At 71.1% G+C, this 23,181-nt stretch carries 20 protein-coding genes; 16 read left to right on the top strand and 4 right to left on the bottom strand.

From position 1 onward, the window contains the following. The first annotated feature begins 62 nt into the window (after positions 1 to 62). From ACH4YL_RS17855 to ACH4YL_RS17880, 6 genes are all read left to right on the top strand, one after another. Entirely contained in the window at positions 63 to 386 is a 324-nt protein-coding gene (locus tag ACH4YL_RS17855) for an integration host factor (RefSeq protein ID WP_005319887.1), read from the top strand. 38 nt (positions 387 to 424) lie between these two features. Further along, positions 425 to 988, top strand: a complete 564-nt coding sequence (gene gmk, locus ACH4YL_RS17860) for a guanylate kinase (protein WP_398508265.1) — start codon at positions 425 to 427, stop codon at positions 986 to 988. A gap of 40 nt (positions 989 to 1,028) precedes the next feature. Further along, complete coding sequence (rpoZ, locus tag ACH4YL_RS17865; RefSeq protein WP_005319902.1) at positions 1,029 to 1,301, top strand: DNA-directed RNA polymerase subunit omega; 273 nt, start codon at positions 1,029 to 1,031, stop codon at positions 1,299 to 1,301. Positions 1,302 to 1,404: 103 nt separating this feature from the next. Continuing rightward, the gene (gene coaBC, locus ACH4YL_RS17870) at positions 1,405 to 2,607 is read left to right on the top strand and encodes a bifunctional phosphopantothenoylcysteine decarboxylase/phosphopantothenate--cysteine ligase CoaBC (protein ID WP_398508266.1); all 1,203 of its coding nucleotides are present in this window, start codon (positions 1,405 to 1,407) and stop codon (positions 2,605 to 2,607) included. A gap of 252 nt (positions 2,608 to 2,859) precedes the next feature. Beyond that, on the top strand, positions 2,860 to 4,068 hold the full coding sequence (metK, locus tag ACH4YL_RS17875; RefSeq protein WP_398508267.1) for a methionine adenosyltransferase: 1,209 nt from the start codon (positions 2,860 to 2,862) through the stop codon (positions 4,066 to 4,068). A gap of 132 nt (positions 4,069 to 4,200) precedes the next feature. After that, positions 4,201 to 6,348: a primosomal protein N' gene (locus tag ACH4YL_RS17880; RefSeq protein WP_398508268.1), complete on the top strand. Its 2,148-nt coding sequence runs from the start codon at positions 4,201 to 4,203 to the stop codon at positions 6,346 to 6,348. Positions 6,349 to 6,522: 174 nt separating this feature from the next. Here ACH4YL_RS17880 and ACH4YL_RS17885 read toward each other — a convergent pair whose 3' ends face one another. After that, positions 6,523 to 7,056 (bottom strand): hypothetical protein, encoded by a 534-nt coding sequence (locus ACH4YL_RS17885; protein ID WP_398508269.1) that lies wholly within the window; start codon positions 7,054 to 7,056, stop codon positions 6,523 to 6,525. A gap of 225 nt (positions 7,057 to 7,281) precedes the next feature. Here ACH4YL_RS17885 and fmt point away from each other — a divergent pair, with 225 nt between their 5' ends. Both fmt and ACH4YL_RS17895 read left to right on the top strand, forming a co-directional pair. Then, a complete protein-coding gene (fmt, locus tag ACH4YL_RS17890) occupies positions 7,282 to 8,226 on the top strand; it encodes a methionyl-tRNA formyltransferase (RefSeq protein WP_398508270.1) in 945 nt (314 codons plus the stop codon). Positions 8,227 to 8,297: 71 nt separating this feature from the next. Continuing rightward, on the top strand, positions 8,298 to 9,731 hold the full coding sequence (locus tag ACH4YL_RS17895; RefSeq protein ID WP_398508271.1) for an RsmB/NOP family class I SAM-dependent RNA methyltransferase: 1,434 nt from the start codon (positions 8,298 to 8,300) through the stop codon (positions 9,729 to 9,731). 111 nt (positions 9,732 to 9,842) lie between these two features. Here ACH4YL_RS17895 and ACH4YL_RS17900 read toward each other — a convergent pair whose 3' ends face one another. After that, on the bottom strand, positions 9,843 to 10,745 hold the full coding sequence (locus tag ACH4YL_RS17900) for a hypothetical protein (protein ID WP_398508272.1): 903 nt from the start codon (positions 10,743 to 10,745) through the stop codon (positions 9,843 to 9,845). Between the two features lie 31 nt (positions 10,746 to 10,776). Further along, a complete protein-coding gene (locus ACH4YL_RS17905; protein ID WP_398508273.1) occupies positions 10,777 to 12,864 on the bottom strand; it encodes an MMPL family transporter in 2,088 nt (695 codons plus the stop codon). A 255-nt stretch (positions 12,865 to 13,119) separates the two neighbouring features. On the opposite strand from ACH4YL_RS17905, the gene rpe reads away from it, so the two are divergent. The 4 genes from rpe to ACH4YL_RS17925 all read left to right on the top strand — a co-directional run bounded on the left by rpe (position 13,120) and on the right by ACH4YL_RS17925 (position 17,626). Beyond that, the gene (gene rpe / locus ACH4YL_RS17910) at positions 13,120 to 13,806 is read left to right on the top strand and encodes a ribulose-phosphate 3-epimerase (RefSeq protein WP_398508274.1); all 687 of its coding nucleotides are present in this window, start codon (positions 13,120 to 13,122) and stop codon (positions 13,804 to 13,806) included. Between the two features lie 74 nt (positions 13,807 to 13,880). Then, positions 13,881 to 14,915: a sugar-binding transcriptional regulator gene (locus ACH4YL_RS17915; protein ID WP_398508275.1), complete on the top strand. Its 1,035-nt coding sequence runs from the start codon at positions 13,881 to 13,883 to the stop codon at positions 14,913 to 14,915. A 247-nt stretch (positions 14,916 to 15,162) separates the two neighbouring features. Beyond that, complete coding sequence (locus ACH4YL_RS17920; RefSeq protein WP_398508276.1) at positions 15,163 to 16,605, top strand: GuaB1 family IMP dehydrogenase-related protein; 1,443 nt, start codon at positions 15,163 to 15,165, stop codon at positions 16,603 to 16,605. 166 nt (positions 16,606 to 16,771) lie between these two features. Further along, complete coding sequence (locus tag ACH4YL_RS17925; RefSeq protein WP_398508383.1) at positions 16,772 to 17,626, top strand: RNA polymerase sigma factor SigF; 855 nt, start codon at positions 16,772 to 16,774, stop codon at positions 17,624 to 17,626. Positions 17,627 to 17,685: 59 nt separating this feature from the next. Here the strand turns inward: ACH4YL_RS17925 and ACH4YL_RS17930 are convergent, their stop codons facing one another. Next, positions 17,686 to 18,075, bottom strand: coding sequence for an ATP-binding protein (locus tag ACH4YL_RS17930; RefSeq protein WP_398508277.1), 390 nt, complete (start codon positions 18,073 to 18,075; stop codon positions 17,686 to 17,688). 230 nt (positions 18,076 to 18,305) lie between these two features. Between ACH4YL_RS17930 and ACH4YL_RS17935 the strand changes: the two genes are divergently transcribed. From ACH4YL_RS17935 to ACH4YL_RS17950, 4 genes are all read left to right on the top strand, one after another. Next, a complete protein-coding gene (locus tag ACH4YL_RS17935; RefSeq protein WP_398508278.1) occupies positions 18,306 to 20,645 on the top strand; it encodes a nitrate- and nitrite sensing domain-containing protein in 2,340 nt (779 codons plus the stop codon). Next, a complete protein-coding gene (locus ACH4YL_RS17940; protein WP_398508279.1) occupies positions 20,638 to 21,063 on the top strand; it encodes a roadblock/LC7 domain-containing protein in 426 nt (141 codons plus the stop codon). The genes ACH4YL_RS17935 and ACH4YL_RS17940 overlap by 8 nt, the downstream gene beginning before the upstream one ends. 4 nt (positions 21,064 to 21,067) lie before the next feature. Next, the gene (locus ACH4YL_RS17945; protein ID WP_398508281.1) at positions 21,068 to 21,436 is read left to right on the top strand and encodes a DUF742 domain-containing protein; all 369 of its coding nucleotides are present in this window, start codon (positions 21,068 to 21,070) and stop codon (positions 21,434 to 21,436) included. 345 nt (positions 21,437 to 21,781) lie between these two features. Further along, positions 21,782 to 23,173, top strand: a complete 1,392-nt coding sequence (locus tag ACH4YL_RS17950) for an amino acid permease (protein ID WP_398508384.1) — start codon at positions 21,782 to 21,784, stop codon at positions 23,171 to 23,173. Positions 23,174 to 23,181 lie beyond the last annotated feature (8 nt).

Here is a 23,181-nt window from a genome sequence, read left to right on the forward strand (position 1 = left end):
AGGCGCGACTAGGTTCCTCACCGGTCCGTATCCGACAGTTCGACATCCGAGGTGACGTAGGCGTGGCTCTTCCGCCCCTTACCCCTGAACAGCGCGCAGCCGCGCTCGAAAAGGCCGCCGCGGCTCGCCGGGAGCGGGCCGAGGTCAAGAATCGACTCAAGCACTCCGGCGCCTCGCTCCACGAGGTCATCAAGCAGGGACAGGAGAACGACGTCATCGGCAAGATGAAGGTCTCCGCTCTCCTTGAGTCCCTGCCGGGCGTGGGCAAGGTCCGCGCCAAGCAGATCATGGAACGGCTCGGGATCTCCGAGAGCCGCCGGGTGCGCGGTCTCGGCTCTAACCAGATCGCCTCTCTTGAGCGCGAGTTCGGCGGCGGCGCCGCCTGACGTTCCCGGGCACTCCCGGGAACCTGGATAATCGCTGCATGGCAGCAGAGGTACGTCCGCGGCTGACCGTGCTCTCCGGCCCTTCAGGGGTCGGCAAGAGCACGGTCGTCGCCCATATGCGCAAGGTCCACCCCGAGGTATGGCTCTCGGTGTCGGCCACCACAAGAAAGCCGCGCCCCGGCGAGCGTCACGGCGTTCAGTACTTCTTCGTCACCGACGAGGAGTTCGACAAGCTGATCGCCAACGGCGAGCTGCTGGAATGGGCCGAGTTCGCGGGCAACCGCTACGGCACGCCGCGGCGTGCCGTACTGGAGCGCCTGGAAGCGGGCGAGCCAGTGCTGCTGGAGATCGATCTCCAGGGTGCCCGGCAGGTCAAGGAGTCCATGTCGGACTCGCAGCTGGTCTTCCTGGCACCGCCGAGCTGGGACGAGCTGGTCCGGCGTCTGACCGGCCGCGGCACCGAGTCCCCAGAGGTGATCGAGCGCCGGCTGGCGGCCGCGAAAGTGGAACTGGCCGCCGAGTCGGAGTTCGACACCACCCTGGTCAACACCTCCGTCGAGGACGTGGCGCGCGAGCTGCTAGCCTTGATGGCAGTTGTTTGATCATGTCCGATCATTTTGCCCGTTCTTCGGAAGGCTAGAAGTGTCCTCTTCCATCACCGCGCCCGAGGGCATCATCAACCCGCCGATCGACGAGCTGCTCGAGGCGACTGACTCGAAGTACAGCCTCGTGATCTACGCCGCCAAGCGCGCGCGTCAGATCAACGCCTACTACTCGCAGCTCGGCGAGGGCCTGCTCGAGTACGTCGGTCCGCTAGTGGACACCCACGTCCACGAGAAGCCGCTCTCGATCGCCCTGCGCGAGATCAACGCGGGCCTGCTGACCTCCGAGGCCATCGAGGGCCCGGCTCAGTAGTCGCAGTACGTTCCTTCACTTCAGGCCCGGCGGAGCATCCGCCGGGCCTGTGGTGTGTCATAGGGGCACGGGGCATCGAATCGTTCGGGATCGGGGAGACGCGGTGGACAAGCCGAAGGTCGTTCTGGGGGTCAGTGGAGGCATCGCCGCGTACAAGGCGTGCGAGCTGCTGCGCAGGCTGACGGAATCGGGCCATGACGTACGTGTCGTGCCGACCGGATCAGCGCTGCACTTCGTCGGCGCCGCGACCTGGTCGGCGCTCTCCGGCCATCCCGTGTCGACCGAGGTCTGGTCCGACGTCCACGAGGTGCCGCACGTCCGGATCGGTCAGGGCGCCGATCTTGTCGTCGTCGCGCCCGCCACCGCCGACATGCTCGCCAAGGCCGCCCACGGCCTCGCCGACGACCTCCTCACCAACACCCTGCTCACCGCCCGCTGTCCGGTGGTCTTCGCGCCGGCGATGCACACCGAGATGTGGGAGCACCCGGCCACCCAGGAGAATGTGGCGACCCTGCGCCGCCGCGGGGCCGTGGTCATCGAGCCCGCGGTCGGCCGCCTCACCGGCGTCGACACCGGCAAGGGCCGGCTGCCCGAGCCGGAGGAGATCTTCGAGATCTGCCGCCGGGTGCTCGCCCGGGGCGTCGCCGCGCCCGACCTGGCCGGTCGCCGTGTTGTCATCAGCGCGGGCGGCACGCGCGAACCGCTCGACCCCGTCCGGTATCTCGGCAACCGCTCCTCCGGCAAGCAGGGGTACGCACTGGCCCGTACGGCTGCCGCCCGCGGCGCCCGGGTCACGCTCATCGAGGCCAACACCGGATTCGCCGACCCGGCGGGTGTCGACGTCGTCCATGTCGGCACCGCGGTCCAGCTGCGCGAGGCCGTGCTCAAGGCGGCGGCCGACGCCGACGTGGTGGTGATGGCTGCCGCGGTCGCGGACTTCCGCCCCGCCGTGTACGCCACCGGCAAGATCAAGAAGCGGGACGGCCAGGAGCCCGCGCCGGTCGCGCTGGTCCGCAACCCGGACATCCTCGCCGAGATCTCGGCCGACCGGGCGCGCGCCGACCAGGTGATCGTCGGCTTCGCCGCCGAGACGGACGATGTGCTCGCCAACGGCCGCGACAAGCTGCGCCGCAAGGGCTGCGATCTGCTGGTGGTCAACGAGGTCGGCGAGCGCAAGACCTTCGGCTCGGAGGAGAACGAGGCCGTCGTACTGGCCGCGGACGGCGGTGAGACCCCGGTGCCGTACGGGCCGAAGGAGTCGCTCGCGGACACGGTCTGGGATCTCGTCGTCCCAAGGCTTGGATGAATTCTTGGTTTCACCCAGATAGATGGGAGAAATGACACAAAGTCGACGTACCGCCCCTGAAACGGGCCCTACGGTCGTCCCTTACACCGTTCGGCCGCAGGTGACAGGGCTGTGATCGCGCTCCCACGGAGCGAGACGGCTGGACTGGTGGGAGAGTGCGACGGATAAACTGGTCATGGAACGTCGCGGGGCGCAGCCCCCTGCCGGTCCATCAATGATCAGCCAGCAGCCGCTGCAACCCCAGGGAGCGATGTGTCCCGCCGTCTCTTCACCTCGGAGTCCGTGACCGAGGGTCACCCCGACAAGATCGCTGACCAGATCAGCGACACCATTCTCGATGCCCTTCTGCGGGAGGACCCGACGTCCCGGGTCGCCGTGGAAACCCTGATCACCACCGGTCTGGTGCACGTCGCCGGCGAGGTGACCACCAAGGCGTACGCGCCCATCGCACAGCTGGTGCGCGACAAGATCCTCGAGATCGGCTACGACTCCTCGAAGAAGGGCTTCGACGGCGCGTCCTGCGGCGTCTCGGTCTCCATCGGCGCGCAGTCGCCGGACATCGCGCAGGGCGTCGACACCGCGTACGAGAAGCGGGTCGAGGGCGATGAGGACGAGCTCGACAAGCAGGGCGCGGGCGACCAGGGCCTGATGTTCGGCTACGCCTGCGACGAGACGCCCGAGCTGATGCCGCTGCCGATCCACCTGGCGCACCGGCTCTCCCGACGCCTCTCCGAGGTCCGCAAGAACGGGACCATCCCGTACCTGCGGCCCGACGGCAAGACCCAGGTCACCATCGAGTACGACGGCGACAAGGCGGTCCGCCTGGACACCGTGGTCGTCTCCTCGCAGCACGCGTCGGACATCGACCTGGACTCGCTGCTCGCGCCCGACATCCGCGAGTTCGTCGTCGAGCACGTGCTCAAGCAACTCGTCGACGACGGCATCAAGCTGGACACCGAGGGCTACCGGCTGCTGGTGAACCCGACCGGCCGCTTCGAGATCGGCGGCCCGATGGGCGACGCCGGCCTCACCGGTCGCAAGATCATCATCGACACGTACGGCGGCATGGCGCGCCACGGCGGTGGCGCGTTCTCCGGCAAGGACCCGTCCAAGGTGGACCGTTCTGCCGCGTACGCGATGCGCTGGGTCGCCAAGAACGTCGTGGCCGCGGGTCTCGCCGCGCGCTGCGAGGTCCAGGTCGCGTACGCGATCGGCAAGGCCGAGCCGGTCGGTCTCTTCGTCGAGACCTTCGGCACGGCGACGGTCGACGTCGACAAGATCGAGCAGGCCATCTCGGCGGTCTTCGACCTCCGCCCGGCCGCGATCATCCGCGACCTCGACCTGCTGCGCCCGATCTACGCGCAGACCGCGGCGTACGGCCACTTCGGCCGCGAGCTGGCGGACTTCACGTGGGAGCGCACGGACCGCGTGGACGCGCTGCGCGCGGCGGTGGGCCTGTAAGCGGAACGCGCATGATCTGACATCGGCTGCACGACGAGGCCCGGCATCCCTGAGGGGGTGCCGGGCCTCGTCGCGTTGCGGGCCGCGGATCGGCCGGTGGTGCTGTCGGTGGCGTCTGGTAGGAATTTGGCTGTGAGCAGCGACGACAAGCAGCCCGAAGAGCCCGCAGCCAGTGGGCCCGAGCAGCTTGCGCTCATCCGGGAGACCGTGCGCAAGGCCAAGGTCCCCAAGGCGAAGCCGCGGACATGGCGCGGGGCCGCCCTGGCAAAGGAGCTGCCCGTGGCCAGGGTGTTGGTCAACAAGGGCGTGCTCCATCTTGATCAGTACTTCGACTACGCCGTGCCCGAGGAGCTCGACGCGGACGCGCAGCCCGGAGTGCGGGTGCGGGTGCGGTTCGGGGCCGGGGCGCATCGGGTGCGGGAAGGACGGCGCGAGGGCGGCGGGCTGATCGACGGGTTTCTCGTCGAGCGGCGGGCCGACACCGACTACGGAGGGGCGCTGGCCGCGCTCGCCTCCGTCGTCTCGCCCGAGCCGGTGCTCAGCCCGGAGATGCTGGCCCTCGCGCGTGCGGTCGCCGATCGGTACGCGGGCAGCCTGGCGGATGTCCTCCAGCTGGCCGTGCCGCCGAGGAACGGACGGGCCGAGGCGAAACCGTCGCCCGAGCCGCTGCCGCCGCCCGCCGCGCCCGAGGCCGGGAGCTGGGAGCGGTACGGACGCGGGGCGGCGTTCCTGGACGCGCTCGCGGGCGGCGGCGCGCCACGGGCCGTGTGGACCGCGCTGCCCGGGCCCACGTGGCCCGAAGAGCTCGCGCGGGCCGTCGCCGCCACGCTGGCCTCCGGACGGGGTGCCCTGGTCGTCGTGCCCGACGGACGCCGGGCGGCGCGGGTGGACGCGGCGCTCACCGCCTTGCTCGGTGCGGGTCGTCACGCCCTGCTGACCGCCGATTCCGGGCCCGAGAAGCGGTACCGGCAGTGGCTCGCCGTGCGCCGCGGGTCGGTGCGGGCCGTCGTCGGGACCAGGGCCGCGATGTTCGCTCCCGTGCAGGACCTCGGCCTGGTCGCCGTCTGGGACGACGGCGACTCCAGCCACAGCGACGAGAACGCGCCGTTCCCGCATGTCCGCGAGGTGCTTGAACTGCGCGCCACGCACGACAAGTGCGGCTTCCTGCTCGGCAGCACGAGCTGCACGGTCGAGGCCGCTCAGCTGGTCGCGAGCGGCTGGGCACTGCCCCTCATCGCCGACCGCGAGCGGGTGCGCAGTGCCGCGCCCCTGGTCCGTACGGTCGGCGACGAGGACCTCGCGCGCGACGAGGCCGCGCGGGCCGCACGGCTGCCGAGCGTCGCCTGGCAGGTCGTACGGGACGGGCTGAAAAGCGGACCGGTGCTGGTCCAGGTGCCGAGGCGCGGCTATGTGCCGAGGCTCGCCTGTGAACGCTGCCGTACGCCCGCACGCTGCCGGCACTGCGCGGGACCGCTGGAAGCGCCGGACGAGCACGAGCTGACGTGCCGCTGGTGCGGGCGCGGAGCGGCGGACTGGCACTGCGTCGCGTGCGGCAGTACGCGGCTGCGGGCCCGCGTCGTCGGCGCGCGGCGTACGGCGGAGGAGCTGGGCCGCGCCTTTCCCGCGGTGCCGGTGCGGACCTCGGGCCGGGACCATGTGCTCGACACCGTGCCGGACAGGCCCGCACTGGTGGTCAGCACGCCGGGCGCCGAGCCGGTCGCCGACGGCGGCGGCTATGCGGCGGCTCTGCTGCTCGACGGCTGGGCCATGCTCACGCGACCGGACCTGCGGGCCGGTGAGGACGCGCTACGACGCTGGATGGACGCGGCCTCGCTGGTGCGCGGGCAGAGCGAGGGCGGCACGGTGGTGATCGTCGCCGAACCGACCCTGCGGCCGGTCCAGGCGCTGGTGCGGTGGGACCCGGTCGGCCATGCGCAGCGCGAACTGGCTGAGCGGGCCGAGCTGGGCTTTCCGCCGGTGTCCCGGATGGCGTCGGTCGCGGGCCGGGCGGACGCGGTGGCCGGGTTCGTGGCCACCGCCGAACTGCCCAGTGACGTGGAGGTGTTGGGCCCGGTCCCGCTGCCGGTCTCCGACCCCGGCAGACCGCGCAGGCCCGGCGATCCGCCGGTGGGGGAGAGCTGGCACCGGACGCTGCTGCGGGTGCCGCCGGGCAGTGGTTCTGCGCTGGCGGCCGCGCTGAAGACGGCTCAGGCGGCCCGGATGGCGCGCGGGGGCGGCGAGCCGGTACGGATCAGAATCGACCCGCCGGACATCGGCTGACTCGGCGCGCAGCTCCGGTCGGCCGAGGCACCTCACCGGCCCCGGCGGCGCGGTTCGACGTGCCCCGCCCGGCCGGCCCGGGTGCTGGGCCGCACTGACCGCACCCGCACTCGCACCTGCCCTGCGGCAAGAAGCTGCCCCCGCCCTCGCGGACAGGGGCAGCCGGGCGGAAGGTCAGCCGTTGCGCGGGCCGGGGAAGGCGCTCGGGCGGGCCTCCTCGCGGAGGGGATGGCTGCCGGCCATCGGCTGCGGCGGCATCGTGCGTGCGGCGGGGACGGCGGGAAGTCCCGGTCCCGGCAGTGTGCGCGTCGCCCCGGCGTCCCCGGCGTGGTCCACATCCGCCGGACCCGCCTGCTGGGAGGCCCGCCGCGCGCCGTAACGGCGGTGCACCGCCTGCTTGGTGACGCCGAGCGCCGAGCCCACCGCGTCCCACGAGAAGCCCAGTGATCGGTCGAAGTCCACCGCGGCCGTCACCAGCGTCTCGACGCTGTCCCTCAGCTCCTGCGCGAGGCGGACGGTCGGGGCCGGAGCCCTGCCGTAGACGACGAAGCCCGTGGACGGGCCGGAGCGGCGCGGGCGGTAGACATTGCCCAGCTGCGCGGTGAGCGTGCGCAGTGCGTCCACCTGCCGGCGGACCCGCTCGATGTCCCGCACCAACAGGTGCAGACTTGCCCGGGCTTGGGCGTCGTGGGTTGCGTGGTCGGCCATTGACAAGCCTCTCGAACCGGCGTTGAAAAGGGGTCGGGCCGCTTCCGGGGCGGCCCGCTTCGGTCAATCTCTCTTGACCAACGCTCTACCCGGCGATGTGGTCACGCTGCGGGGGCGTATGCGCATATACGCGGGGCGCACGGTCTCCCGCACGCCCCCTGACGCCTGGGCCCATAGACTGGTGCGCTGTTCGCCAACACCGCCCTGAGAGGCAGTCAGTCACCGATGAAGCTCGTCTTCGCAGGCACCCCCGAGGTCGCCGTACCCGCCCTGGACGCACTGATCGCCTCCGACCGGCACGAGGTGGCCGCGGTCGTCACCCGGCCCGACGCGCCGGCCGGCCGTGGTCGGCGGCTGGTGGCAAGCCCGGTGGCCCAGCGTGCCGAGGAGGCCGGGATCGAGGTGCTCAAGCCGGTCAAGCCGCGCGACGAGGACTTCCTGGCGCGGCTGCGGGAGATCGGGCCGGATTGCTGCCCGGTCGTGGCGTACGGCGCGCTGCTGCCCAAGGTCGCTCTCGACGTGCCCGCCCGCGGCTGGGTCAATCTGCACTTCTCGCTGCTGCCCGCCTGGCGCGGTGCCGCGCCTGTGCAGCACGCGATCCTCGCCGGCGACGAAGTGACGGGCGCGGCCACCTTCCTGATCGAGGAGGGCCTCGACTCGGGCCCGGTGTACGGCGTGATCACCGAGCTGATCCGGCCCACCGACACCAGCGGCGATCTGCTCACCCGGCTCGCGTTCGCCGGCGCCGGTCTGCTCGCCGCGACGATGGACGGCATCGAGGACGGCACCCTCGGGGCCGTGCCGCAGGCTGCCGACGGTGTGTCCATGGCGCCGAAGATCACCGTCGAGGACGCCCGGGTGGACTGGCGCGCCCCGGCGCTGCGCGTCGACCGTGTCGTACGCGGCTGCACCCCGGCCCCCGGTGCGTGGACGGAGTTCCGCGGCGAGCGGCTCAAACTGGTCTCCGTTGCTCTGGTCCCGGACCGTACGGATCTCGGGCCCGGCGAGCTGGCCGCCGGCAAGAACAATGTGTACGTCGGCACCGGATCGCACGCCGTCGAGCTGCTGTGGGTCCAGCCGCAGGGCAAGAAGCCGATGCGCGCGGCCGACTGGGCGCGGGGTGTGCGGATCGCCCCGGGAGAGCGTCTGGGCGGCGCGGACGTAGGCTGAAGAGGCCGTACGACGCACTCGTACGACCTCCTCGTAGCCCTTGCACGACCTTTCGATAAGCGGAGCACCTTTTGAGCGAGCAGGCACGTCGCCGTCCCCACAAGCCGTACCGGCGCCCGAAGAAGGACCCCGTGCGGATCCTGGCCTTCGAGGTGCTGCGGGCCGTCGACGAGAGGGACGCGTACGCGAACCTCGTTCTGCCGCCGCTGCTGAAGAAGGCCCGCGAGGGCGAGGACTTCGACGCGCGTGACGCGGCGCTCGCGACCGAACTGGTCTACGGCACGCTGCGCCGCCAGGGCACGTACGACGCGATCATCACGGCGTGCATCGACCGGCCGCTGCGCGAGGTCGACCCGCCGGTCCTGGATGTGCTCGCACTCGGCGCGCACCAGCTTCTCGGGACGCGTATCCCGACGCATGCCGCGGTCTCGGCGAGCGTGGAGCTGGCGCGGGTGGTGCTGGGCGACGGGCGGGCCAGGTTCGTCAACGCGGTGCTCCGCAAGATCTCGCAGCACGACCTCGACGCCTGGCTGGAGCAGGTCGCTCCGCCCTACGACGAGGATGCCGAGGATCACCTCGCCGTGGTGCACTCGCATCCGCGCTGGGTCGTCTCCGCGCTCTGGGACTCGCTGGGCGGCGGGCGCGCAGGCATCGAGGACCTGCTGGAGGCCGACAACGAACGGCCCGAGGTGACCCTCGTCGCCCGTCCGGGACGCTCCACCGCCGATGAGCTGCTGGAGGCGATCGGCGAGGAGTCCGGGCTGCCGGGCCGCTGGTCGCCGTATGCCGTGCGGCTGGCCGAGGGTGGCGAGCCCGGCGCGGTCGACGCCGTACGGGAGGGCCGGGCCGGAGTCCAGGACGAGGGCAGCCAGCTCGTCGCGATCGCCCTGGCCAACGCTCCCGTCGACGGCTCCGACGCGCGCTGGCTCGACGGCTGCGCGGGCCCCGGCGGCAAGGCCGCGCTGCTGGCCGCGCTCGCCGCACAGCGCGGCGCGTCGCTCCTCGCGTCCGAGAAGCAGCCGCACCGGGCCCGTCTTGTCGAGCGCTCGCTGGCGGGCAACCCGGGTCCGTACCAGGTCATCGCCGCCGACGGCACCCGCCCGCCGTGGCTGCCCGGCATCTTCGACCGGGTCCTGGTCGACGTCCCGTGCACCGGTCTCGGCGCACTGCGCCGCCGTCCCGAGGCGCGCTGGCGCCGCCGTCCGGAGGACCTGGAGGGCTTCGCGCCGCTGCAGCGCGGACTGCTGCGCGAGGCGCTGAAGGCGGTACGGGTCGGAGGAGTGGTGGGCTACGCGACCTGCTCGCCGCATCTCGCCGAGACCCGGGTCGTCGTCGACGACGTGCTCAAGGGCCGCGGCGGCCCGCCGGCCGAGGCGGAGTGGGTGGACGCGCGGCCTTTGATGCCGGGCATTCCGGCGCTGGGGGACGGGCCGGACGTGCAGCTGTGGCCGCATCTGCACGGCACGGACGCGATGTATCTGGCGCTGCTGCGGCGCACGGCGTGAGGCGGATCGACTGCTGGACACGGCGGTCGACGTGATCCGGCCCTGGCTCTGGCCCTGCCCGGGACGCGTCTCACGAGACTGACCTGGCGACGCCCATGACGGCGCGTTCCGTCACACCGATTGCAGGCGATCGGCCCGGGTGCGCGCGGTCCGGGCGTCGCGGCGGGCCTTGCGGGCCAGGCGGCCGGCCTCCGCTTCCTGGCGCCGGGCGTCGTCCAGAGCGCCGCGGGTCCGGCGCTCGGCTTCTTGTGCCGCAGACAGCTCCCGGGCCAGGGCGGCCGCCCGTTCCCGCGCCTCCTTGAGCACGGTCTCGGCCTGTTCGCGCTGGGCCTCCGCCTCCTGGAGCTCTTCCTCCTGCTCCCGGGCCTGCTGCTCCGCGGCCTCGGCGTCCCGACGGGCTTCGGCGAGCTTCCGGCGCCGGGCCTCCTCGCGGCTCTTGTCCTTGGCGCTTGCCCGCGGCTTGTCTGCGACGGGGGTCACCGGTTCGGGCGCGGGCGCCGGCGGAGGTGCGGCGCGCGCCGGTGCGCCCGCCACGGCGGCCGCGGTGAAGCCGACCGGCGGACTCAGGCTCTTGACGAGATGGCCTCCGGCCCATTCCTGCGCTGCCTGCGGGTCGGCCAGCACGGCGTGCAGGGTCGCCTCGACCTCGCGCTGGACGGTCTCGGTCACGGGATGGCCCGCCTCGGCCGCACGTTGCCGGGCCTGCCGGACGAGCGCACCGACGACGGCGTGCTGCCGACGGCTGAGTTCACGCAGTTGCTCGCCGTCGAGCTGCTCGTGGGCCTGTCGCAGGCCCTCGCCGAGGCGGAGCAGCGCAGCGACCTGATCGGGATCCGAGCGTACGAGCAGATTGCTCGCCCAGGCGGCCAGCGTCGGCCGCCCCAGTTTGCCGATCCGAGCAGCCAGCGCCCCGTCCTTCGCCTTGCGGGCCTCGGCCACGTACGAGCGGCGGGCCTCGATGAACTCGCCCGGCGGGAGCCCGTACAGCTGGTCCGCAACGCTCTCCAGATCCACCGTTCACCCGCCGCCTTCCACAGCAACCGGTTCAGTCGGACGACGGCCGCCCGCTCGGCACCGGCTCCGGCTCCTTGTGCGTCGGTTCCTCGTGCGCCAGCCGGTGTGGCCACCACACCTTCGGGCCCACGTCCAGGAACAGCGACGTCACCAGCACGGACCGGACGATCAGGGTGTCCAGCAGGACGCCCAGGGCCACAGCGAAGCCGATTTCCGCGAAGGCGACCATCGGCAGCGTGCCGAGCGCCGCGAACGTGCCGGCCAGCACCAGGCCCGCCGAGGTGATCACCGCGCCGGTCGCCGCGAGGCCGGTCACCACGCCCGCACGCGTGCCCTGGCGGCGTGCCTCCTCGCGGATCCTGGTGGACAGGAAGATGTTGTAGTCGATGCCGAGCGCCACCAGGAACACAAAGACGAACAGCGGGAAGTCGGTCGACTCTCCCGCGTAGTCGAAGATGTACCGGAACGCGAGCGCACTGAGGCCCAGCGCGGCGGCGAAGGACAGCACCACCGTCCCGATCAGCAGCAGCGGCGCGATCAGCGACCGCAGCAGCACGATGAGCACGAGCAGCACTACCGCGAGCACCAGCGGAATGATCAGCAGGTTGTCGTGGGTGGTGGCTTTGTCCATGTCGAGCAGCGCGGCCGTGCCGCCGCCCACTTGTGCGTCGGCGTCCGGGACCGCGTGCACCGCGTCCCGTACCCGCTCGACCGTGTCCTTGGCGGCCTGGCTGTCGGCGGCGTTCGTCATGGTCGCCTCGAACAGCACCCGGCCGTCGTTCGCGGGTTTGGTCCCCGGTGGCAGGCCGAGCGACTGCGGCACCACACCTGGTGTCGCCGCGACGGCCTCGCCGACCTGCCGGGCTTGGGCCACGTTGCTGACGATGACCAGCGGATCGCCGCTGCCCGCGGGGAAGTACTGCGCCTGGACCGTCTGTCCGACGATCGAGTCCGGTCTGTCGGTGAACGAGTCCGCGTTCCTGATCCCCTCCGCGCGCAGCTGGATCAGGCCCAGCGCGCAGACGGCCAGGGCGAGTGCGGTGCCCGCCCAGATCATCCGCGGACGGCGGGAGATGCTCTGTCCCGTACGGGCCCAGAAGCCGCTCTCGGTCGGCTCTGCCGAGCCCTCGTGCGGGATCGAGGGCCAGAAGATCCAGCGGCCGAAGATCACCAGCATGGCCGGGAAGAGCGTCACCATGGCCAGCAGCGCGACCGTGACGCCGATCGCGGCGACCGGGCCGAGGCCGCTGGTGGAGTTCATCTCGGCGAACAGCAGGACCAGCATGCCGAGCACCACCGTGGCGCCGCTGGCCAGCACCGCGGGACCCGCCCGGTGCAGCGCCAGGGCCATGGCCTCGTGCCGGTCCTCGTGGCGGCGCAGCTCCTCTCTGTAGCGGGCGACCAGCAACAGGGCATAGTCCGTCCCCGCGCCGAAGACGAGGACCGTCAGAATGCCCGCACTCTGGCCGTTGACCGTCAGATCGGCATGCTCCGCCAGCAGATAGATCAGCGCCTGCGCGGACACGAGCGCCACGACCACCGCGATCACCGGGACCAGCAGCAGCGTCGGACTGCGGTAGGTGATCAGCAGCATCACGATGACCACGCCGAGCGCCGCGAGCAGCAGCGTTGAGTCGATGCCCTCGAAGGCCTCGGAGAAGTCGGCCGAAGTGCCGCCCGGACCCGTGATGTGCACCGCGAGCCCCGCTCCGCCGGTGCCGGTCTCGGCGCGGATGGAGTCGACGGCCGGCGCGATCCGCTCCCAGCCCTTCTCGTCCATGGTGATCGGTACGAAGACCTGGGCGGCCCGCGGATCGACCGGCCGGTCGAACACGGGACCGCGGGTCTCGTCGCCGCGGATGCCGTGGTCGCTCAGCTGCTTGAGCGCGGCGACATCGTCCTCGATCTGCGCCCGGTCGGCCGTGGTGAGGCCGCTCTCCCGTGCGTAGATGACGACGGCCGGGATGACCTCGGGCCTGAACTCCTCGGACTCATGGAGGACTTGAGTGGACTCGGCGCTGCCGGGCAGCCAGGAAGCGGCGTCGTTGTCCTGTGCGTCGGTGAGTTTCTGCGCGAGGGGGAAGGCGAGCATCATCACGGCCAGCCACAGCACCACCACGACCCATTTGCTGCGGCGGCCGCAGACAAGCCAGGCGACACCGTTGCGGGGTGCCCGACCGCTGGGCGGTGGTGCTCCACCGCCCGGAGGCCGTTCTTGTCCCTTGTGCGCGTCCACCATGACGCCCCCAATTGGCCTTGGCCGTGGGCAGAAACGCCAGGATTGCACGGTGTGTGCTGATCCCGGACCCCCTTGGTCCGTACCGGAAGCGCATCCTGGGAGGGGAAGGGCCCCGGAGCATGGCAGGCTTGGCCCATGGCCGTACAGATCAACCCCAGTATCCTCTCCGCCGACTTCTCCCGCCTGGCGGAAGAGGCCAGGGCCGTCGAGGGCGCCGACTGGCTGCATGTCGATGTGATGGACAACCACTTCGTGCCCAATCTGACCCTGGGCGTGCCGGTCGTGGAATCTCTCAGCCGGGCGACGGACACGCCGCTGGACTGCCATCTGATGATCGACGACCCCGATCGATGGGCTCCGCAGTACGTCGAAGCGGGGGCCGGATCCGTCACTTTCCACGTGGAGGCCGCGGCCGCGCCGGTACGGCTGGCGCGCGAGATCCGCGCCAAGGGCGCCCGCGCGTCCATGGCGCTCAAGCCGGCCACGCCGATCGAGCCGTACGAGGATCTGCTGCCCGAGCTGGACATGCTGCTGATCATGACCGTGGAGCCCGGCTTCGGGGGCCAGGCCTTCCTCGACATCATGCTGCCGAAGATCCGCCGCACCCGGGAGCTGATCGCCAAGCACGGCCTGGAGCTGTGGTTGCAGGTGGACGGAGGTGTCTCCGACGCGACGATCGAACGGTGCGCGGAAGCGGGCGCGGACGTGTTCGTCGCGGGCTCGGCGGTCTACGGGGCGCAGGACCCGGCGCAGGCGGTGCGCGCCCTGCGCGCCAAGGCGACGCAGACGATCGACTCGGCGGCCTGGGCGTGCGACCACTGAGCCACAAGCAAGTGAACTCAGCCCATCAGGGCTGATCAACACCGCCGGATCTGACAGGATTACGGCTCCGGAGTGTGTACAGCAGTGAGGAGATCGCCGTGTCGACGGGCCGGTCAGCCATGCGGATGGGACCCGCTGAGCTGGTGCAGGCGGCGGCCATGGCCCGCCGCTTCTATCTCGAGGGCAAATCCAAGATCCAGATCGCGGAGGAGTTCGGCGTAAGCCGCTTCAAGGTCGCGCGGGTCCTGGAGACGGCCCTCGAACGTGATCTCGTACGGATCGAAATCCGCGTTCCCGCAGAGCTGGACGCCGAGCGCTCCGACGCGCTCCGCGCCCACTTCGGACTGCGGCACGCGGTCGTCGTCGAATCTCCCGCCGAGGCGCTCGAGGAGTCGCCCGACCCGGAGAACCTGGGCGAAGTGGCCGCCGACCTGCTCGGCGAGCTGGTGAACGAAGGCGATGTACTGGGCCTGGCGTGGGGCCGGTCCACCATCCACATGGCCGCGGCGCTCGACCGGCTGCCGCCGTGCACGGTCGTGCAGCTCACGGGCGTGTACGACGCCGGGACGGCGGAGCGCGGCTCGGTCGAGGCGGTGCGCCGCGCGGCTCAGGTCTCCGGCGGTGACGCCCACCCGATCTACGCGCCGATGCTGCTCCCGGACGCGGCCACGGCGGCGGCGCTGCGGAACCAGACCGGGATCGCCCGGGCCTTCGAGTACTTCGACAAGGTCACTGTCGCGGCCGTCTCCATCGGCTCCTGGGAGCCGGGCATCTCGACGGTGCACGACATGCTCACCGACGAGGAGCGCGAGCACTACGCCTCGCTCGGCGTCGCCGCGGAGATGTCCGCCCACCTCTTCGACTCGGACGGCCGCCGCGTCGGCCGCGACCTCGGCGAACGGTGCATCACGGTCGAGGCGGACCGGCTGCGCCGGATCCCCGAGGTGGTGGCGATCGCGGGCGGCCAGCGCAAGGCGGCGGCGATCGGCGCGGTACTGCGCTCGGGCCTTGTCACCAGCCTGGTCACGGACACGGCGGTGGCGGACCAGCTGCTGTCGTCCCCTCCGGGCCAGCGCCCGGCGCTCGACCGCGCGGACCCGGACGACTGACCTGCGGACAGGCGGCATCGGGGCCGCTGTTTCCGGCATGGGCCGGGCGGACCGAGGCGGGTCCGATCCGGCCGCGCCGCAGGCGGCACGGGTCGCCGCGTTTGGAGGATCTGCTCGACGACGCGTCCGTGAGCTGGAGTTTTCGCCCGGAGCGTGCATTCCCACCGGCATGGGACAATGAAGTACGTGCGATTTCCCCGGCTGACATGCCCGGGGGCCAACTCCGATCGACTGGGATGTTCTGCACGTGCGTTTCCTCAATGACATCAAGCCGCCGTACGACCTGACGTACGACGACGTCTTCATGGTGCCGAGCCGCTCCGCCGTCGGGTCGCGGCAGGCCGTGGATCTCTCGTCGCCGGACGGCAGCGGCACCACCATCCCGCTCGTCGTGGCGAACATGACGGCCATCGCGGGCCGGCGCATGGCGGAGACGCTCGCCCGCCGCGGCGGTCTCGTCGTCATCCCCCAGGACATTCCGATCGACGTCGTCACCGATGTCATCTCCTGGGTCAAGACGCGCCACCTCGTGCTGGACACCCCGATCGTGCTGGCCCCCAGCCAGACCGTCGCCGACGCCCTCGCCCTGCTCCCGAAGCGGGCGCACGACGCCGGTGTGGTCGTCGACGCCGAGCAGCGGCCGGTCGGTGTCGTCACCGACGCCGACCTGTCCGGGGTCGACCGCTTCACCCAGCTGTCCGAGGTCATGTCGAAGGACCTGCTCCTGATCGACGCGGACATCGACCCCCGCGACGCCTTCAACAAGCTCGACCACGCCAACCGCAGGTACGCACCGGCGGTCGACCGTGACGGCAGGCTCGCCGGCATCCTCACCCGCAAGGGCGCCCTGCGCGCCACGCTCTACACCCCGGCCACCGACGCGCACGGCAGGCTGCGCATCGCCGCCGCCGTCGGCATCAACGGCGATGTCGCGGGCAAGGCCAAGCAACTCCTGGACGCCGGCGTCGACACGCTCGTCGTGGACACCGCGCACGGCCACCAGGAGTCGATGCTCTCCGCGATCAAGGCGGTCCGCGGACTCGACCCGCAGGTGCCGATCGTCGCGGGCAACATCGTCGCCGCCGAGGGTGTGAAGGACCTGATCGACGCCGGCGCGGACATCATCAAGGTCGGCGTGGGCCCCGGCGCCATGTGCACCACGCGCATGATGACCGGCGTGGGCCGGCCGCAGTTCTCCGCCGTCCTCGAGTGCGCCGCCGAGGCCAAGAAGTACGGCAAGCACGTCTGGGCCGACGGCGGTGTCCGGCACCCGCGCGATGTCGCCATGGCGCTCGCCGCCGGCGCGTCGAACGTGATGATCGGCTCCTGGTTCGCGGGCACGTACGAGTCGCCGGGCGACCTTCAGCAGACCGCCGACGGGCGGCTGTACAAGGAGTCGTTCGGCATGGCGTCCGCGCGCGCCGTACGCAACCGTACGAGCGAGGAGTCGGCGTACGACCGGGCCCGCAAGGCGCTGTTCGAGGAGGGCATTTCGACCTCGCGGATGTTCCTCGACCCGGGCCGCCCGGGAGTCGAGGACCTGATCGACGAGATCATCGCGGGTGTCCGCTCCTCCTGCACGTACGCCGGCGCGGCATCGCTGGAAGAGTTCGCCGAGCGGGCGATCGTCGGTGTCCAGAGCGCCGCGGGTTACGCCGAGGGCAAGCCCCTGCACGCCAGCTGGAACTAGAGCCTGTGACGAGTTGCCGCGTCCGGTCCGCGATCGTCGCGTGGCCGGACGCGGCGCGTTGACGTCAACTCGCCCTTCCACAGGCATGAGTGGTTCGAGTCTGGGTAGACGCGCCCTGCACTGACCACGAGCAGGGGAGGACGAAGTGTCCACGGCGAGCACGGTCATGGCCGAACTCACACAGCCTGGAACACGGCGCCCGAACATCGCGGAGCTGGACCTTCCAGAGGTGCCGGACCCCGGCCAAGTGGCCCCCAGAGACGCCCGGGAGATCTCGAAGGTCTTCTTCGTACGGCTGGCGTCGCTGGACGAGGGCACGCATGAGCACCAGTACGTACGGAACACGCTGATCGAGCTGAACCTGGCCCTGGTCAAGTACGCGGCGGGCCGCTTCCGCAACCGGGCCGAACAGATGGAGGACATCGTCCAGGTCGGCACCATCGGCCTGATCAAGGCGATCGACCGGTTCGAGCTCAGCCGCGAGGTGGAGTTCGCGACCTTTGCCGTCCCGTACATCGTCGGCGAGATCAAGCGGTTCTTCCGCGACACCAGCTGGGCCGTCCATGTGCCGCGCAGGCTTCAGGAGCTGCGGATCGATCTGGCGAAGGCGACCGACGAACTCTCCCAGGAGCTGGACCGCACGCCGAGCACGGCCGAACTCGCGGGGCATCTCGGCCTCGACGAGGAAGAGGTCATCGAGGGCGTGGTCGCCAGCAACGGCTATACGGCCGGTTCGATCGACATGCCGGTGGAGGACTCGTCCGACCATGCGTCGACGCCGCTGTCCGACCGGCTCGGCGGGCCGGACGCCGATCTGGAGATCGCCGAGAACGTCCAGGCGCTCAAGCCGCTCATCGAGGAACTCGACGAGCGGGACAGGCGGATCCTGCGGATGCGGTTCGGCGAGGAGCTGACCCAGTCGGAGATCGGCACCGAGCTCGGCGTCTCGCAGATGCATGTGTCGCGGCTGCTGACGCGCATCACGACCCGGCTGCGGGAGGGTCTGCTCGCGGTCGAGTGACGTGTTGAGTGACGAGTCGAGTGACGACCGGTCAGCAGTGATCGGTCAGCAGTGACGGGTCAGCAGACGGGTCCCGGCCGCATCCACGTGGCCTGGACCCGTTTTCCGTACGGCTGAGGGCATATCTCGACCCGACCCGCGAGCCGCATCACCATGTGCCAGCCGAACCCGCCGCTGCCCGTGAAGTCGGGCTCGCGCGGCACCGGAGGCAGCGGGCTGGAGTCGTCCATCTCCACCACCAGCGTGTCCCGGCCCGCCGTCAGATGCAGCCGCCACCAGCCCGTGGTGTGCCGGACCGCGTTGGCGACCAGCTCGGACACGACGAGGAGCACCGCGTCCGGGTCGGCCCACGGGCAGTGCTGCAGCAGAAACTCCGCGGTGGCCCGGCGGGCCCGCGCGCTGTCGCTGTGCGGTGAGTGGTCTATCACCACATGCGTTTCTGTGCTCATCACCGGTCGCATACCCACGTTTCGCCCAAGTATCAGCCCGTGATGGCATGTCAGGGGAGTGTCACGTCTCACCCTGGTTCCGTTACCCCGAGGAACATTGCGTCCGTCGGGTCACGTCGCGTAACTTGACTCGCCCCTACCCGGGGGTAATCACCGCTGATCAGTTGTTTCTATCGCCTGGGGACCCAATGCGCCGGCGACTGCGCCGCCCGACGATCCGCGGACGGATCGTGACCCTGACGGTCATACCCGTCATCGCTCTGATGTCCCTGTGGACCTTCGCCATGGTGTCCGTGACCGGCGATCTGCGCGCGCTGATACGTCTCCAGGGCGTGTACGAAAGCTTCGGCACTCCGGTCGACACCGCCGTCGGCCAGATCCAGATCGAACGCCGGATCTCCGCCGCGTACCTCGGCTCCGGCCGCCAGGACAGCCCGGCCGCCGTCGCCGAACTGTCGCAGCAGCAGCGCTCCACCGACCGGGCCGTACGCGCCATGCGCGACGCGATCGGTGACCGCGATCGCCGCGCGGATCTCTCCGCCCGGCAGCGCCAGTCACTCGACTCGATGGCCGAGGCCGTCGAAGGACTCGAGCCGCTGCGCGAGCAGGTGATGTCCCGGGCGATCACCTGGGACGGCGCCGTCGAGGCGTACACGACGATGGTCGAGCCCACCTTCGACGTGCAGTCCACGCTCACCGCGCTGCAGGCGGGCCAGCTCGCCCGCGAGGCGCAGGTCGTCGTCGAGCTGGTGCGGGTACGGGAGTTCGTCTCGCACCAGGACGCCCTCGTCGCCGGCGCCCGGGCCGCGGGCAGCCTCACCGACAGCCAGTACGACTCCCTCATCGCGACCATCGAGGACCGGCGGGTCTTCCACCGCACCTATGTGCCCGATCTGCCGGGCGACTCCCGGCAGCTGTTCACGGCCTTCGAGCGGAGCGAGGAGTACCGGGCGCTGACCGCGCAGGAGGACGCCCTGCTGCGGGCCGGTGCCTCCCGCGCCGGAGAGGCCATGGCCGCCGATACCTGGCGGAACACCACGGACCGCGCGGTCAAGCGCTACATGCTGCTCTGCACCGACTCGGCGATCAACGCGGCCGACCGAGGCCGCGCCTTCGCCTATCGCGAGATGGTCAAGGCCGCGGTGGTCGGAGTCGCGGGACTGATCGCGGTCGGCCTGTCCATCTGGTTCTCGGTGGCCAGCGGCCGGCGCATCTCGCGCCGTCTCGAGGAGCTGCGTGACGCCGCCGACCTCCTGGCCACCCGTCAGCTGCCCGATGTGATGGAACGGCTCAGCGCCGGCGAGGAGGTCGACGCCGCGGCGGCGGCACCGCCGCTGGACTTCGGCAGCGAGCACCAGGGCCCCGACGAGATCGACCAGGTCGGCCAGGCGCTGAACACGGCTCGTCTCGCGGCCGTTGAGGCGGCCGTCAAACAGGCCACCCTGCGCCGCGGCGTCTTCGCCGTGCTGCTCAATATCGCCCGCCGCAACCAGGCGCTGGTGCACCGCCAGTCGAAGCTCGTCGACACGCTGGAGCGCCGCACCAGTGACCCGGACACGCTCCAGGACCTGTTCCGCATCGACCATCTGACCACCCGGATGCGGCGGCACGCGGAGGGCCTGATCATCCTCTCCGGAGCCACGCCCGGACGCAGATGGCGCAAGCCGGTGCCGATCGTCGACATCGTCTCCGCGGCGGTCGGCGAGATCGAGGACTACACGCGTGTCGTGGTGCCGCCGATGCCGCCGGTGGGCGTCACCGCCGACGCGGTGGCCGACGTGGTGCACCTGGTCGCCGAACTCGTCGAGAACGCCGCTTTGTTCTCGCCGCCGCACACGCAGGTCACCCTGCGGACCGGCCGGGTCGGCAAGGGGTTCGCGCTGGAGATCGACGACCGCGGGCTCGGCATGGACGCCGACGAAATCCAGCAGGCGCATCAAACCCTCGCGCGGCCCGGTGACTTCGACCCGGCGCAGGACGAGCGCCTGGGCCTGTATGTCGTCGGCCGGCTCGCCGAGCGCCACGGCATCTCGGTCACCCTCACCAGGTCTCCGTACGGCGGCACCACGGCCGTGGTGCTGCTGCCGAACGCGATCCTCGCCACCGTCGAGCAGGCGCCGAAGCCCGCGGAGCCCACCGAGCCCACCGAGCCTGCCGAGCCCGCGAAGCCCACCGAGCCCGAAGACAAGCCGCAGGCTGCCCGGTTCGTACCTCCGCCGCGCACAGCGGAGACGCTGGTGCACGACCGTGCGCCGCAGGACCCCGCACCGCCGGCGGACACCGCGCCCGGGGAGAGCGCCCCGGACCCGGAGCCCGAGCGCGCCGGGCCGCCGCAGACCCTGCCCACCCGCGTACGCCAGGCCTCTCTCGCGCCCGCGCTGCGTGACGCGCCCAAGTCCGCGTCCGAGAGCCCCGAACGAGATGTGTCGGCCGAGGAGATGCGCTCCATCTTCGGAGCCTTCCAACAGGGCCTCGACCGCGGCCGCAGGGGCGATACCGTCGGCCCCGAGTCCCCCGGCACCGCACTGCAACCCCGCACGACCGACGAAGGGACGCACGACGATGGCTGAGGAAAGCAGCAGCGGCGACCAGTCGGGCCTCGGCTGGCTGCTCGACGATCTGGTGGCCAGAACCGACCATGTGCGCCAGGCGGTGCTGCTCACGGCGGACGGCCTGGTCAGCAGCGCGTCCCGAGGCATGGTCAGGCGGGACATCGAGCATCTCTCCGCGGTCTGCGCCGGATTCCACAGCCTCGCCAAGGAGACGGGCGACCGCTTCGAGGCCGGCCAGGTGCGGCAGACGATGGTGATGCTCGACAACGCGTTCCTCTTCATCACCCCGGCCGGCGACGGCAGTCGGCTCGCCGTGCTCTCCGACATCGAGACGGACGTCGGACAACTGGCCCATGAAATGGCGCTGCTGGTCAGGCGCGTCGGACGGCACATGGCCGTGCCCACGCGCTCGGCCCCCGAGGCGACCGACACCTAAACCCGTGAGCGACCACTGGTACGAGGACGAAAGCGGTCCCCTGGTACGGCCCTACACGGTCACCCGGGGCCGTACACGGCCCGCCAACGAGCACGGCATCGATCTGATGTCGCATGTCACGGCCCTGGATCTGATGGATCCCGAGCCGCGGCTCGACCATGCCCGCAGCTCGCTGCTGGAGCTGGTGCGCCGCGAGCCGCGGCCCGTCGCCGAGATCGCGGCCGACGCCGATCTGCCCCTGACCGTCGTACGGGTGCTGCTCGCCGATCTGGCCGACGCCGGGTTGATCAAGGTCTCCGAACCGGTCACCCACACCGGCATCGACGACCCCGATCTGCTGCGCGAGATCGCGGCCAGGCTCCGGAAGCTGTGAGGCACGCATTCAGCCGGGCATTCGGCGGGGCATTGGGCCGGGCGCAATGTTTCCCCACCCAGCCCCGCCATCGCGCAATGATCGTCCGCGAATGCGCAACGACAGTGCATTTCGGGTTCTGAGCTGCGGCTCATAGGCTCAACCCCCGTACCTGGAGTGGCGGTGACCGTCTGCTCGGCGGTCCCTTCCCCCATGCGCGGACGCATCCGTCATGCCCGCGGGCCGCCGTCGGTCACCCGCCGCCGACCCGCAGCCATGAAGGAGCCCGCAGTGCTGGACCACGGCGAAGCCCCACCCGCGACCGAGCCGCCACCCGCGAAGAAATCCGGCGCCGGCGCCCGGCTGATGCGGCGCAAGCCCGTCGAGCGGCTGGTCGCCGAGGGCGGCCAGGGCGAAGGCGGCACGCTCCGCCGCTCGCTCTCCATGTGGCAGCTGACCATGATCAGCATCGGCGCCACGCTGGGCACCGGCATCTTCGTCGTCCTCGGCGAGGCCGTCCCGAAGGCGGGACCGGCCGTCACGCTCGCCTTTGTCATCGCCGGACTGACCGCACTGTTCTCCGCGCTGTCCTACGCCGAACTGGCAGGCACCATCCCGGTCGCCGGATCCTCCTACTCGTACGCCTACGCCACGATGGGCGAGCTGGTCGCCTGGATCTGCGGCTGGTGTCTGATCCTCGAGTACGGAGTCTCCGTCGCGGCGGTCGCGGTAGGCTGGGGCGAGTACCTCAACGAACTGCTCGACGGCACCATCGGCGTCACCATCCCGGCCGCGCTCTCCGCGCCGCCCGGCGACGGCGGGATATTCAATCTGCCCGCGCTGCTCGTCGTGCTGCTCGCGATGGTCTTCCTGCTGGGCGGGGCACGCGAGAGCGCCCGCGCCAACACCGTCATGGTCGTCGTGAAGATCGCGGCGCTGGTGCTCTTCTGCGCCATCGGTGTGCAGGGCCTGCGGACCGGCAACTACGCGAACTTCATGCCGCTCGGCATGGCCGGCGTCAGCGCCGCCGGAGCCTCGCTGTTCTTCTCGTACATCGGCTTCGACGCCGCGTCCACCGCCGGCGAGGAGGCGAAGGACCCGCAGCGCGACCTGCCTCGCGCGATCATGCTCTCGCTGCTGATCGTCACCGTGCTGTACGTCCTGGTCGCGGCCGTCGCCGTGGGCGCACGCCCGTGGGGGGCCTTCGGCGAGTCCGAGGCCGCGCTCGCCGGGATCATGAAGGACGTGACGGGCCAGACCTTCTGGGCCGTACTGCTGGCCGCCGGCGCGGTGATCGCCATCGCCAGCGTCGTACTGACGGTGCTGTACGGGCAGACGCGCATCCTCTTCGCGATGTCCCGCGACGGCCTGGTGCCCAAGGTCTTCTCCAAGGTCGACGCCAAGTCCGGTGTGCCGCGCGCCAACACCGTGATCGTCTCGGTCTTCTGCGGAGTGCTGGCGGCCGCGATCCCGCTCGGCCAGCTCGCCGACGCCACCAGCATCGGCACGCTCTTCGCCTTCGCGCTGGTCAACGTGGCGGTCGTGGTGCTGCGCCGGACCCGTCCGGAGATGCGGCGGACGTTCCGGGTGCCGCTGTCGCCGCTGTTCCCGGCGGCCGGCTTCGCGTTCTGCGTCTGGATGATGTTCAGCCTGTCGGCCGTCACCTGGGCGGTGTTCGGAGTCTGGATGGCGGTGGGGCTCGTGTTCTACTTCGGTTACGGCATGCGCCGCTCCCGACTGGCCACCGCAGAGAAGTGATCCACTCG

It is taken from the genome of Streptomyces sp. NPDC020681, assembly GCF_044334895.1.
GTDB lineage: Bacteria > Actinomycetota > Actinomycetes > Streptomycetales > Streptomycetaceae > Streptomyces.